This is a genomic window from Sphingomonas sp. VDB2 (assembly GCF_047946695.1).
In the GTDB taxonomy this organism is placed as follows: domain Bacteria; phylum Pseudomonadota; class Alphaproteobacteria; order Sphingomonadales; family Sphingomonadaceae; genus Sphingobium; species Sphingobium bisphenolicum.
Genome location: NZ_CP159615.1, coordinates 17,079 through 29,932, shown reverse-complemented (window position 1 = coordinate 29,932; position 12,854 = coordinate 17,079). Strand labels below are relative to the sequence as shown.

Here is a 12,854-nt window from a genome sequence, read left to right as displayed (position 1 = left end):
CTAAGGGGCATATTGTGCTCGCCGAACGCAAGACGCAACTGGGCTCTTCTGTAAATTCTCAAGGCTTGCGCGCATGATCGCGCTGTCCTTTGGCGACATCGCTAGTGCTTTTACGGATCGCAAAGATCCCGATCGCAAGCGGACGCCTCGCCGCAACAGCTACGACATCGACGATCAGCGCGCGCAGGTCTTCCAACCGGTGCGCCATGGCTGGGACTGGATCGGCGCTGTCCTCCAAACATTTGACGAATTGCTACATGACCAGCGGCTGAGCCGCTACAAGGAGAGCGACCGCCTCCAAGATGGCGATCGCCGAATCCTACTGAGCTTCCTGAAACTGATCGATTTCAAGACAGGCCAACTTGACCCCAGCTATCAGGAACTGGCAGATCGTGCGGGTTGTCATCGCGCTACGGCGATCGAGGCATGCAAACGTTTCGCGAAATGGCTTGGTCTGCGCTGGGTCAGGCGCACAGTCGTCGCCGAAACAGCCGGCCTCGCCGGCCCTCAACGCGAGCAGATCAGCAACGCCTTTTTCTTTGATCTCAGTTCTGCCCCCAAGAGGGTCTGGGCGACGTTCAAAGCAGCACTACGGCGCAAAGTGATCAAGCGACGCGGCAAGGCTCCAGAGGGCTTGCAGTCGCCCCCACGGGTCGATGATCCGGCGCTAATCTTCGCGTTAAATTCTCTCGGTGACACGCTGGATATTAGGGATAGCGCTAGTCGGGAGTCCCGACACTATCCAGGGGTAGAAATATAAAAGGGGGAATGGACTCGCTTCGCGAGACGTAGATTTGAGGGAACGACCATCACCGTCGCCCAGTCAGGCCAAGAAGCACCTTCGACCGACCGTCGGGGACCGGTGTCGCTTAAGCGCCACCGGGGGCTGCCAGGGGCGCCCAGGTCAAAACGAGCACAAAATCTCTGCGTTGGGATTGCCGCGATGTCGGCGCCGTCAGGTGCATCTATTTGCATCAGCGTCACGCCCGGCTGAAACGTCGATCCGCCTAGGTGTTGCCCCGGCGTGCGGCCCATGCCGCTATTGCATCAAAACCGACATAAAAAGCGCGCGGGCGAGGCGGGGGATTAAGCGCGCAATTCGGGGTGGCAACGCTGATCCGGCCCGATGGTGCCCGGCCTGCCGTGGGCAGGCGGGATTGGGTCGGCCGAGCGCCCTGCCGGCCCTCCGCCCGGCGTGGTCAAGCGCGACATAATATTGCGCGCACGAAAAAGGGCGGCCCGCACGTGCGGACCGCCCTGACATCACCCGACCCTCGTCGTTAACCAGGCAGCGGGAAGTTGCTGACGATCAGTTCGTTCACCGGCCTGGGCTGGCCACCGATAGAATATGTCGTGGCGACATCGGTCACATGGAAGCGGCCGAACGTCTCCCGCGCGCCCTGCGTCGCATTGATCGACAGCAGAAACTTGCCCCTGATCCCGTCTAGCTGGTCGGCCAGCTGATCGAAGTCCGCGCGCGAAAACACGTCCTGGCCATAATCAGCCTCACACCCCCAATAAGGCGGATCGAGATAGAAGAGCGCCCCGCACGCATCGTACCGCCGGATGAACTCGCCATAGGGCAGTTGCTCGATCACGACACCCGCAAGCCGTTCGTGGATGTCCGCCAACATGGGTTCCAGCTTGGTGATGTTGAACCGACCGCCGTTGGACCGATCCACGCCAAAGGCGCGCCCGGCCACTTTCCCACCGAAGGCAAGACGCTGGAGATAGAGGAACCGCGCCGCCCGCTGCAGGTCGGTCAGCCGGTCCCCCGGCAGCGCCCGCAACCGTTCGAACTCGGCCCGGCTGCTGACGCGCCAGCGTAGCATGTCGATAAAATAAGGATAATGCTCCTGCAGGATGCGGAAGAAGGTAGCGACATCGCCGCTGATGTCATTGATCGCCTCCGATCGGGGGCGGGACGTGCGGCGCAGAAAGATGCCACCCATGCCTACGAAGGGTTCGGCATAGCTATCATGCGGCACCTGGCCGATGATCGACACCAGACGTCGCGCCAGATTACGCTTGCCCCCGATATAGCCGGCGGCAGGGGATACAGGATTGATCTTTTCGAGTGACATGTAGGAAAATAGCTCTCAATTGATCCACCGCCCTGGTTCAGGGGCGGGGCGGCCAGGGTGGCCGGTTGGTCGTGGCGAGAGCATCCTCGTCGGTTTGTCCGCGTTGCAGCGCGGCGTCCCCCGCCTCACAGGATAGGCTTCGCACCCATCCCGATCGGCGATGAATATCAGTCAGGCAGCCGCTTTCGCGCGCTCCTCAAACTGGACGGCCTCGATACCCAGTTCGTCATTCACCTCCAGAAACTTTGCCTGGATCGGCTCGATTTCCAATTCGTGAAAGCTGATGATCGCGTCTGCCGGACTGCCAAAGCCACCGGCATTCTGCGGCACGATGCCCAGCAGCTGGGGCGGCACGCGGTGGGCGGCCAGCACATCGTCACGCGTCGTGTTCTTGATGCCCAGAAATTCGTCCTTCGCCCCCACCTCGGCGATCGGCAGCAATTTGATGCCGCCTTCCTTGCCGCTAGGTGCATGGACGAACAGATTGCGGAAATTGCCCGGCCCCTTCGATTTTTTGAGCGCGTCGCGCATCGCGTCCACATCGCCTTCGGCAAAATCACCGGTGGCATAGAGGATATAGCCCGCATGGCTGCCGTTCAGATAATAGCGGCGCCGGAACAGGGTGGCGCTTTCATTGAGCAAGGCAGACTGCAGGGCCGAAAGATATTCGGGCAAGCCATAGATTTCCTGATTAATGTCGGGCGCCATCACCTGCAGCACGCTGCCCGGCGCAAATTCGCTTTCGTTACCGAACCCCGGCACCCACCAGAAGCTGCCCGGCTCCACCCCGCGCCGCGTATATTTGGCCAGGCTATGATCGAGGCGTATGATGCCCCCCAGGCGGTTGAGCCGGGCCTCGAAATAGGCGTTGCCGAAAATCAGATAGTCCTGCACCGCCGCCGTGAAGGCCTTGCGCGACAGCAGCGACGTTGGCTTGAAACTGGCGGCCAGTATATTCCGCTTGAGGAGGATCGCGCTGCTATGGTGCGGACTGGCGCGAAACGCGCGGGCCAGGCCGTCCAGTGGCAAGGGCGGCTCATACCAGCGCTGATTGTGCCAGCATTCGACCATGTCCATCAATGTCGCCCGGTCCATCACGGGTTCGGGATCGCCGAAGGCGAAGGCCTCGACGCCTGCCCTCTGGCTGCTGGCGACGATCGCCCCTTGAGCCGCGTCCCGCGCCTCGGCCCGGTTCATGCGGCGCGCACGCTTGCTCATAGGATCTCCATTGTTGCTTTGGGTGGCTCTTTGCCGTCGAGCGGCTCGTTCATGAGGACGTGCATCACGGCCCAGGCGAGATCAGCATGGCCGTCGCCGCCGCCCCTTCCCGCCTTGAAGGTGACGTTGCGTCCACTGGTGGTCAGCGTCTTCTTGATGCTGATGAAGGAGGACACGATGTCGATCCAACCGGCTTCGAAGGCGATCCGGCCCCGGCGCACGACATTCTGCGCCTTCATGACCATGCCGGCCTTCACCTCCAGCGAATATTCGATTTTCACCACGCCCTTTTGCGTCTTGGCGAGCAGCTGATAGACGCCGGCGCCGACGCCGGTGGCATCGACGCCGACATAGGTGCAATTATAGCGGGACAGGACGGCACGGATGAACTCGGCCTGCTGTTCGAAGTCCAGACCGCGCAGCTGATGCTTTTCAAGAATGCGGAAGGTGCCGCCTTCGCTATCGGGCGGTGCCATGATGACCAGGGCGGCATTGTCGCCATCCTCGCTGTCCTGCGGATCATAACCGGCCCACACCGCGCGATTGCCATATGGCCGCGCTGCTTCGGGATTGAAGTCGGCCCATTCGACCAGGCTGTCGCAGCCGCATTTGACCAGGTCGTTGAAGCGGAAGGCGGACAGGCTGTCGTCCACGAAATCGCACAGGAACAGGTTGGCGAATTCGTCGGGCGCATATTCGTCTTCCAGTTCCTCGATGTCGAACAGGTCGCATCCGCCGGCCTCGGCATCGCGGATGTTGACGATGTGCCGCCAGATGCGATCTGGCCCGACCGATCCGATCGCCAAAGCGGCATGGCTGACATCGATTTCGATCCTGTCGACCTTTTTGCGACGGCGGTTGCGCCGCTCGCCAGTCCAATAGGGATAGGCGGGATGGGCGATGGTCGATGGCGTCGAAAAATAGGTTTTCCGCCATTTCTTGTGAGTTGCCATGCCGGAGGCGACCTTGTTCAGTTCCTCGAACGAGTGGACCCAGAAGAATTCGTCGAAATAGAAATTACCGTGGCGCCCCTGGGCAGTGCGGAAATTGGTGCCCAGGAAATGCAGTTCGGCCGCCGCTTCCTCGGCAGGACGCAGGTCCGACGTGATCAGCATCGGATCACCCGTCAGCGCGACGTCGACCAGCTTGGCGAAGCTCACAATATAGGATCGGAACTGATGGGCCTGCGCCTTGGACGCGGACAGGAATATCTGGTTGCGCCCCGTCTCGATCGCGTCGATCAGCGCTTCGAAGGCGAAATAATAGGTCGCGCCGATCTGGCGCGACTTCAGGATCATGCGGGTGCGCTGATCCTTCGCCTGCCACCAGCGATGCTGATAATCATACAGGCCGTCGAGGAAGATACGCTTGAGTTCGGCCGCCTGCTCGACGGTGAAATGGTTCTTCTTCGCCTTCTTGCGCGCGCCGGCGTTGCGATTGCCGACCTTGTCGTTGAGATCGCCGGCATGGCCGCCTGGCGCATCATGCCGGCGGACCCGCGCCAGACTTTCGACCTGGCGGCGAAGCGCGTCCAGTTCGACATAGTCGCCGCTGGTCTTCTTTTCCTTGGCGATCAGCGTCAGCAGCCGGATTTCCAGCCCGTCCTCGATCTTGCGGATCGATGGCGCATCATCCCAACGGTCGCGCTGCTTCCATGCCTCGATCGTGGCGCGCGGGATCTGGCCGCCCTTGTCGTTGACGACATGATGCAGGGCAAATTCGTCGGCGATCTGCGTAACACCCCACCCGCGCCAATACAGGCTGCGCGCATGGCGGCGCGGATCGAACTGCCATAGGGCAGACGGCGCGCCGGGCTGGGGGGATTGCGTGGTCATCGCGGCGGACCATGCCGCGCACATCCGCCACTAGGCATCGGCCTCCATTTGTAGAGGCCGCCTCTACAAATGCCCCGCCTTGAGCCGATGCCCCTTTGCGTCCCTTTCTGCGCTCAACAGGGCGCGCGCCCAGCAATCACGGGAACCGGGACCGACCATGGCCAAGAGCAAATTTTTCCGCGTCTTCGTCGAAGGCTTCACCGTCAGCGACGGTCGCAAGATCGAGGCCGCATGGATCGACGACATTGTCGCGACCTTCAACACCGCCAACTATACGCCGCGCATCAATGTCGAGCACATCAAGGGTTACAGCCCCGAGCCGCCGTTCAACGGCTATGGCGACGTGGTCGCAGTCAAGGCCCAGACCGATGAATTCACCATCGACGGCCAGACCCAGCGCCGTCGCGCGCTCTATGCCCAGGTCGAACCCAATGATCAGCTGATCGCCCTGCGGGCCAAGGGGCAGAAGCCCTACCCCTCGCTGGAAATCGCCCCCGACTTCGCCGGCACCGGTAAGATCGGCATGACTGGCCTCGGCCTGACCGACAACCCCGCCTCGCTGGGCGTTGAAGCGTTCAACTTCGCCGCCTTCAAGCCAATGTTCGACGCACGCAAGACCGCCCCCGCCAATCTTTTTTCCGAGGCGTTCGAAGCCGTGGATATCGAGATGGAGGATGAGCCGGTCAGTTCGACGGGCATCGCTGCCGCCATCGCCGCCGGCTTCTCGACGCTCGCCGCCAAGTTCGCGACCGGCGAAAAGCCCAAGGAAGAACCCAAGGCACCCCCGCCGCCGGCGAACGACAACAGCTTCGATGTGGCAGCCTTCAGCACGGCCCTGGGCGAGCAGGTCGCTGCCGCGATCAAGCCATCGACCGATGCAATCTCGGCCCTGCAGGGCGAATTCGCCGCAATGAAGGCGAAGCTGGAAACGACCGAACAGCCGACTTTCTCGCGCGCCCCGGCCACCGGCGGCGGTGCCACGGTCCAGACCGACTGCTGATCCAGCCCATCCCGCCCGCTGCCCATCTCGCCCAGGAGCCTCCCCATGCATCGTGACACTCGCATCGCCTTCAACGCCTATCTGGCCCAGATCGCCCGTCTCAGCGGCGTGCCCAACGCCACCGACAGCTTCTCGGTCGCGCCCTCGGTCCAGCAAAAGATGGTGGAACTGATCCAGAAATCGAGCGCCTTCCTCCAGAAGATCGCGTTCGAAACCGTCGTCAATCAGGAAGGCGACAAGGTCGGCGTCGGCGTCACCCGTCCGCTGGCGGGGCGCGTCAACACGCGCGGCGGCACGCGCCGCACGCCCACCGATCCGACCGACACCAGCGATGGCGGCCGTTATCGGTGCGAACAGACCTTTTACGATCATGCCATTTCGTGGGAACGGCTCGACGCCTGGCGCCATAAGCCCGAATTCCAGCAGCTGGTCCGCGACGTCATCCTCAAGCGCCAGGCGCTCGATCGCATCACCATCGGTTTCCACGGCACCTCGGTCGCCACCGCGACCGATCTTGTCGCCAATCCGCGCCTGCAGGACGTCAACAAGGGCTGGCTGCACAAAATCCGCACCTACGCTCCCGCGCGCGTGCTGGACGATGGCGCCCTGACCAGCAGCGGCAAGGCGATTTATGTGGCCGACAGCAGCGACGCCACCAAGCGTGACTATGTCAATCTGGACGCGCTGGTGAAGGACGCCAGCACCCTGCTGGATGACTGGCATCAGGATGCCGACGATCTTGTGGTGATGATCAGCCGCGACCTGGTCCACGACAAATATATGCCGATCATCAACAAGGCCGGCGACACCCCGACCGAGCAGTTGGCGCGCGACGCCATCCTGCGCGCGGCCAATCAGGTGGGCGGCTTCCCTGCCGAGCGCGTGCCCGACTTCCCGACCTCGTCCATCCTCCTCACCAGCTACAAGAATCTGGCGATCTACGAGCAGGAGGAATTGCGCCGCCGTTACCTCAGGGACGAACCGGAACTGACCCAGATCGCCAACTATGAAAGCGTCAATGAAGCGTTCGTGGTCGAGGATTACGGCAAGACCGTCCTCATCGAAAACATCGTCATGGGGCCGAAGCCGGCCTGATCGCCGGCAGCCGCCCCAACGCCAAACCGCCCAACTGACAGGACACGCAATGAGCCTCGCTCGACGTCACCGGGAAAAGATTCTCGCTGCCCAACATGCTGCGGCCGTCCTCGATTTTGTGGCGGCTGCCCCCGATGCCGCTCCTCTCCCGGCATCGGGGGCCAATATCTCCACGCCCGCCGATCGCGCCGCCGCGCAGATCGCGCTGCGCCTCACCCATGATCTTCGTCGCCTCAAGGAAATCCGCTCCATCGATCTCAAGATCGCGGCCAAGCGCGAGATGCTGCCCGAATATCAAAGCTGGGTTGCCGGCCTGGTCGCGGCCGATGCGGGTGTCGGATCGGGTACCGCCGCCGAAGTGCTGCCCACCATCATGGTCTGGCTGATCGACACCGGCGCCTATATGGACGCGCTCGATCTCGTCCCTTTCATGTTCGCGCACCGGGTCGCGATGCCGTCACGCTACCAGCGCGACGCCGCCACCATCGTCGTGGAAGAAATCGCGGACGCTGCCAACAAGGCCCAGGGCGCTGGCGCGGCCTTCCCGATCGACATCCTTCTGCGGGTCGAGGATCTGACCGACACGCACGACATCCATGATGAGGTGCGAGCCAAGCTGTTCAAGGCCGTTGGCACTGAGCAACTGACAGAGGCCGAAGATATGGAAGCCGGGCCGGCAGCGCTCGCTGCCCTCACGGCCGCGCGCGACAGCCTGCGCGAGGCCCAGCGCCTCCATAGCCGCATCGGCGTCAGCACCAAGATCAAGAAGGCGGACAAGCTGATCGCGGCCAACCTGGCCGCCTTTCCGCCCGAATAGCTCGCCCCCGGCGCTCGGGGGCGGATCGCGCGAGACGGGAGGCCTTCGGGCCACAGGGCCGCCTCTGCCCCGATCCTCACCCCCGTAGGCCGGTTGGCCGAAACAAGAGGACCTTCACCATGTTCGATCTCATTTCCGCCTTTCTCATAGTCGCCGCAATGGCGATCGGCTTTATTGCCATGCTCATCCAATGGCCAATGGCTGCCGCTTATGGATGGACGGCCATGCCAGTGAGAGGCGCATGCTGCGCCGAACGCATCTGCGGCGCCATTCTCATAGGTTGTCTGGGCTGCATGCTGATTAAGCCGGCCTTCCTCTGGGGCTTGGCGAACACGCCCATTCTCATGTCACTGGCCGGCTGCCTGCTCGCCCTCTGGATCTTCCATCTTGCAAACCGCGCCTGGGACCGGATCTATGTTCGATCGACGCTGACTGTGGGCACGATGATTGCCCTTGGTGGGGCCTTATTCTGCGCCTCGACGGTTCTCCTCGCCAGAAGCATCATGGCATGAGTTTCGTCGCGCGTCCGCCCTCGTCAGAGATCGAGGCACCGCCTGCAGCGGAACCCCTCATCATCAATGATGGCTTTTTCCCCGACATCGATCCAGCCCAGGTGCGCGACGTCGCGCGCATCCCGACCAGCATGACCCCGCCGCGCCTTCGCGCCGCGATTATCGGCGCGATCATGACCGTGCTGGCGGATCTGCGCGCCTTTGCCGCATCCTCGATCGCGGCAGGCCACGCCACGCTGGCGGCGGTGCCGGCGGCGCAGATCGACGGGGCCAGCGTGCGCGTCCACGCTTACCGGCGCGCCACTGCCTTGTTTGCCAAGGCCGAACTGATCGAGCGCCATCGCGACTTCGACAGCACGGCCGCCGGCGCGAATCAGGCCAGCGAACTGGAAGGATCGGTCGCGGATCTGCGCCGCGACGCTCAACATGCGATCCGCGATATTCTGGGCCGCACCCGCACCACGGTCGATCTGATCTGATGGCGGCAGCAAAGCGCCTGGTAGCGCAGCAGGGCGACATGCTCGATCTGCTCATCTGGCGCGAGGCCGGGCTTGGGCCGAGCGAACTCACCCGCGTCCTCAATGCGAATCCCGGCCTGGTCGACAGTGGCGCCGTGCTGCCGCTCGGCACGGTCGTCATCATTCCCGCTACCGCCGACGCCGTCACGACGCGCGTGCGCCCCCTCATCCAACTTTGGGACTGATATCATGGACACGCGCACCTTTCTCCAGTCTGCCGCTGAAATCGTCGGCTCGCTCACGCCCTCTTTGATCGGATCGGCCGTCGCCCAGGCCTGGAAGCCCGCCCTGCCGTTCCGTCAACGCTTCGTGCAGTGGATCGTGGGATCGACGGTCAGCTATTATGCAACGGTCGGCATCATCGCCGTGACGGGCTGGAATGGCTTCGTCGCCCAGTCGATCGCCTTCGCCATCGCCCTCATCGCCTTTGACGCCACGCCCCGGATCATGCGTGCCGCCGCCGACGCGCTGGCCGCGATGCCCGCGCGCCTGGCCGACCGCTACTTCCCGAACAAGGACTAAGCCCTATGCAACTGTCCCCCAACTTCACCCTGGCCGAATTCACCGCGTCTGCCACTGCTGTTGCCCAGCGCATCGACAACACGCCTAACGCCGCGCAGATCGCGGCGATGAAGATGCTGTGCGCCAAGGTTCTGGAGCCATTGCGCGCCCATTTCGGTCGGCCGGTCCATCTGTCGTCGGGCTTCCGCACGCCCAAGCTGTGTCTGGCCGTAGGGTCGAGCGTGGATAGCCAGCACGCCAGGGGCGAAGCGGCGGACTTTGAGATCCCCGGCATCGACAATGTCACGATCGCCCGCTTCATCCGCGACCGCATGGCGTTCGACCAGTTGATCCTTGAAAACTATGTGCGCGGCCAGCCCGATAGCGGCTGGATACATGTCAGCTATCGCGACGGTCGGTTGCGCAAGGATGTCCTGACCTATTCGCGCCGCACCTATTTCAAGGGGTTGCTGGCATGACGCTCGGCCTCTCTCATATTGCGCTGGCGGGCGTCGTTGCCGCCTGCTTCGCCGGCATCGGCGGATACGCCTATGGCGTCGATATTGGGATCGCCCAGGAACAAGCTGCGCAGCGGCGTGCCGATGCCCAGGCCGAGAAGGCGCGCCAACAGGTGCAGCGCAGGATCGATGCATCCGCAGAAGATCATCAGGCCAAAGAGCAGACCCGCCAGTCCGACGTCAGGGAAATCTACCATGAAAGTCAGAAAGTCATCGACCGCCCGGTCTATCGCAACGTCTGCATTGATGCTGACGGCGTCGGCCTGCTCGACCGCGCCGCCGCCACGGCCAATGCCGATGATATCTGGGGCATTGCTGGCGACACCCGCCCGATTGCCGATCGCCCAGCGGACTGACACTGGCCAGATGACCGGCGCGCAGTGCCAGGGCAGCCTGATCAGCCTCTATGACGTCGCGGGCCAGATCCGCGCGACCCTGATCGAATTGCAGGATCAGGTGCGCATCGCGCGCGGGGCCGACTGACATGCGCAAGGCCGACAGTCTGCGGCGATGGCTCACCGCCTATCTGCCCGATCTCAAAACCCATCCCGATCGCCTGCAAATCTATGTCGAGGGCGGCCGCATCGCCGCGCGTCGATCGCGCAGCCTGTCTTTCGTCTACCGCTACACGCTCAAAGTCGGGATCTGGGACTTTGCCGGCGATCCCGATCATATCATGGTCCCCATGCTCGCATGGATCGAAAAGGAACAGCGCGAACTGCTGCGTCGCGACGACAGCGACCCGTTCGAATTTGAGGCGGAATTGCTCGACGGCGACGTGTCGGACATCCTGATCTCGATCGACCTGACCGAACCCGTGCTTGTCCTGCCCCGCGCGGACGGCACCGGCTATGATATCGAACATCCGCCCGAACCAGACCTGACCGACGCCTTCGCCGGCGTCTCCGCCTCGTTCCAGCAGGCCTTCGCCAACGATGAACCGATAGTGCCGTGAATGACGATCTGGCCGAACTGGAGCAGATCGCCGGCGCGCTGATCCGCAACCTGTCAGCGGCCCAGCGTCGCACCCTCATGCGGCGCATGGCGCGCGACCTTGCTTTGTCCCAGCGCCAGCGCATCGCGACCCAGAAGCAGCCGGACGGTTCGGCCTTCGCGCCGCGTAAGCAGAAGGACGCGCCTATATCGGGGCGGGGCGCGACATGCTTTCTCTATCCATCGGGCGGCGGTGGCGAACCGCGCCGCGTCATCATGAAAAGTTTCACCTGGGCGACAGGACGGATGATGACCGGCTTCGATATCGAGGCAGGCAGCATTCGATCGTTCGACTTTGACAAGATCGTCAAATGGCTGCCTGTCCCTGACGAATATCGCAATGCGGGCGGCGGCACATTACGCCGGCGCGGCGGCCTGCGGCGCAAGGCCATGTTCCGCCGCCTTGCCTCGGCCCGCTATCTCCGGTCGCAAGCGACGGATCAGGGCTTTTGGGTCGGCTTTTCCGGCAAGGCGGCGGCGGTCGCCAATGTCCATCATTATGGCTTGCGCGATAAGCCGTCATTGCGCGCAAAATCTGCCTACTACCCTCAACGCGAGCTGATCGGCGCGACAGATTTGGACCACGAACTATTACTTGGCACTATTATCAATAGTTTAACAAATTAAAATTTTGCAGAATGATATATAGATCGAATCTTTATATATTAACATTTAGTCAAAAGCCGATAAATTTATCGTCAAAAAAATCAACTAGCTCTTGCGCGGAATTTTCACTTTAATTTGACCATCGCCGTAGTTTCTGACAAAAATTCCCGCAATATTCAAACTTCTTGGACCTTTCCATTCGTCACCCTTTAGTAATTTTACCTCTGGCTCCTTGTCCAAAGCTGAAATTTTCAGATGATCGGTCTCAATATTTTTAGTAAACCAGTATGCATATCTATAGTAATAACACCTGTTATCATAAATGTGCCGTTCAATTTCAATATTCTGATCTGGAATAGTTATCTTGCCCCATGCCGAATTCGCACCAATGACCAGCATAAGACCCTGAAACTGAATGGTCCTATTAAATTTGAGATCGATTGATCTGTCCTGCCGTAGCTCGAGGTATGGGAGAGAAATACCTCCTTTTTCGAAATTTTCAAATTTCCTTAGAGACTTAATTGTATCAATTTTCATAAGCCCTGAAGCAGGCATTCCGTTCTCTGATACCGCAGCGGGGGGACGGTCAATGAGCGTCCTGGCGAGCCTCACGGCATATTCAGCGTAAAAATTTGCGCCCGCAGGCGTCGTGTGAGTACCATCTCGCAAAAGCTGACCTTCGTCGCCTTTTTCTCGAAGCGCTACAACTTCTGGTGTTGCATCTAGAACTGGGAAATTATTACGTTGACAAAACGATATAATCGACTTTGACATCACATCAGTCTTGTAATCAATATTATCCCTGTGGAATATTAAAAATCCAATTTTTGCCCCGTTCCTAGAAAATAGCAAACATATATCCGACAATATTTTATGATAATAATTCTCATCTTCATTGAAACGGAGGCAAGTTGATATTTCCAATATAATATATTTATATTTTTTTAATTCTAAAACATTATGAATAAGTGGAAGGAGATTAAATGTAGCTCCTCCTATTGACTTCACATCTACGCTAATTTCTTTACTCGATTTTTCAATAATATTTGCAGCGATCGGTGCGTATCCATCTTTTTCAGCAGTCACGCTGAACCCAAAAATAAGCATTTTTTCCATTCTACGCTTTCCTTTCGCAATAATGAAATATCTCGTTCTTT

At 60.6% G+C, this 12,854-nt stretch carries 16 protein-coding genes; 12 read left to right on the top strand and 4 right to left on the bottom strand.

Annotated elements, in window-relative coordinates:
* The first annotated feature begins 73 nt into the window (after positions 1-73).
* Positions 74-760, top strand: coding sequence for a hypothetical protein (locus ABT375_RS00175; protein ID WP_416463637.1), 687 nt, complete (start codon positions 74-76; stop codon positions 758-760).
* A 520-nt stretch (positions 761-1,280) separates the two neighbouring features.
* On the opposite strand, the gene ABT375_RS00170 is transcribed toward ABT375_RS00175, so the two are convergent.
* The 3 genes from ABT375_RS00170 to ABT375_RS00160 all read right to left on the bottom strand — a co-directional run bounded on the left by ABT375_RS00170 (position 1,281) and on the right by ABT375_RS00160 (position 5,137).
* Positions 1,281-2,084, bottom strand: coding sequence for a DNA adenine methylase (locus ABT375_RS00170; protein ID WP_416463636.1), 804 nt, complete (start codon positions 2,082-2,084; stop codon positions 1,281-1,283).
* 171 nt (positions 2,085-2,255) lie between these two features.
* The gene (locus ABT375_RS00165; protein ID WP_416463635.1) at positions 2,256-3,302 is read right to left on the bottom strand and encodes a phage portal protein; all 1,047 of its coding nucleotides are present in this window, start codon (positions 3,300-3,302) and stop codon (positions 2,256-2,258) included.
* Positions 3,299-5,137, bottom strand: a complete 1,839-nt coding sequence (locus ABT375_RS00160; RefSeq protein WP_416463634.1) for a terminase large subunit domain-containing protein — start codon at positions 5,135-5,137, stop codon at positions 3,299-3,301. Before ABT375_RS00160 ends, ABT375_RS00165 begins: the two co-directional genes overlap by 4 nt.
* A 157-nt stretch (positions 5,138-5,294) precedes the next feature.
* On the opposite strand from ABT375_RS00160, the gene ABT375_RS00155 reads away from it, so the two are divergent.
* The 11 genes from ABT375_RS00155 to ABT375_RS00105 all read left to right on the top strand — a co-directional run bounded on the left by ABT375_RS00155 (position 5,295) and on the right by ABT375_RS00105 (position 11,718).
* Positions 5,295-6,137, top strand: coding sequence for a GPO family capsid scaffolding protein (locus ABT375_RS00155; RefSeq protein WP_416463633.1), 843 nt, complete (start codon positions 5,295-5,297; stop codon positions 6,135-6,137).
* Positions 6,138-6,182: 45 nt separating this feature from the next.
* Positions 6,183-7,232 (top strand): phage major capsid protein, P2 family, encoded by a 1,050-nt coding sequence (locus tag ABT375_RS00150; protein WP_416463632.1) that lies wholly within the window; start codon positions 6,183-6,185, stop codon positions 7,230-7,232.
* A gap of 49 nt (positions 7,233-7,281) precedes the next feature.
* The gene (gene gpM, locus ABT375_RS00145) at positions 7,282-8,049 is read left to right on the top strand and encodes a phage terminase small subunit (protein WP_416462812.1); all 768 of its coding nucleotides are present in this window, start codon (positions 7,282-7,284) and stop codon (positions 8,047-8,049) included.
* Positions 8,050-8,168: 119 nt separating this feature from the next.
* Entirely contained in the window at positions 8,169-8,561 is a 393-nt protein-coding gene (locus ABT375_RS00140; protein ID WP_416462810.1) for a hypothetical protein, read from the top strand.
* Positions 8,558-9,040 carry a head completion/stabilization protein gene (locus ABT375_RS00135; RefSeq protein ID WP_416462808.1) on the top strand — a complete coding sequence of 161 codons (483 nt, stop codon included), beginning with the start codon at positions 8,558-8,560 and terminating at the stop codon, positions 9,038-9,040. The genes ABT375_RS00140 and ABT375_RS00135 overlap by 4 nt, the downstream gene beginning before the upstream one ends.
* Positions 9,040-9,264 carry a tail protein X gene (locus tag ABT375_RS00130; RefSeq protein WP_416462806.1) on the top strand — a complete coding sequence of 75 codons (225 nt, stop codon included), beginning with the start codon at positions 9,040-9,042 and terminating at the stop codon, positions 9,262-9,264. The genes ABT375_RS00135 and ABT375_RS00130 overlap by 1 nt, the downstream gene beginning before the upstream one ends.
* Before the next feature lie 4 nt (positions 9,265-9,268).
* Complete coding sequence (locus ABT375_RS00125; RefSeq protein ID WP_416462804.1) at positions 9,269-9,601, top strand: hypothetical protein; 333 nt, start codon at positions 9,269-9,271, stop codon at positions 9,599-9,601.
* 5 nt (positions 9,602-9,606) lie between these two features.
* Complete coding sequence (locus tag ABT375_RS00120) at positions 9,607-10,059, top strand: D-Ala-D-Ala carboxypeptidase family metallohydrolase (RefSeq protein ID WP_416462802.1); 453 nt, start codon at positions 9,607-9,609, stop codon at positions 10,057-10,059.
* Positions 10,056-10,454 (top strand): hypothetical protein, encoded by a 399-nt coding sequence (locus tag ABT375_RS00115; RefSeq protein ID WP_416462800.1) that lies wholly within the window; start codon positions 10,056-10,058, stop codon positions 10,452-10,454. Before ABT375_RS00120 ends, ABT375_RS00115 begins: the two co-directional genes overlap by 4 nt.
* Before the next feature lie 128 nt (positions 10,455-10,582).
* On the top strand, positions 10,583-11,053 hold the full coding sequence (locus tag ABT375_RS00110; RefSeq protein ID WP_416463631.1) for a phage tail protein: 471 nt from the start codon (positions 10,583-10,585) through the stop codon (positions 11,051-11,053).
* Positions 11,050-11,718: a phage virion morphogenesis protein gene (locus ABT375_RS00105; RefSeq protein WP_416463630.1), complete on the top strand. Its 669-nt coding sequence runs from the start codon at positions 11,050-11,052 to the stop codon at positions 11,716-11,718. Before ABT375_RS00110 ends, ABT375_RS00105 begins: the two co-directional genes overlap by 4 nt.
* An 84-nt stretch (positions 11,719-11,802) precedes the next feature.
* Here ABT375_RS00105 and ABT375_RS00100 read toward each other — a convergent pair whose 3' ends face one another.
* Positions 11,803-12,813, bottom strand: coding sequence for a hypothetical protein (locus ABT375_RS00100; RefSeq protein ID WP_416463629.1), 1,011 nt, complete (start codon positions 12,811-12,813; stop codon positions 11,803-11,805).
* Between the last annotated feature and the right edge of the window lie 41 nt (positions 12,814-12,854).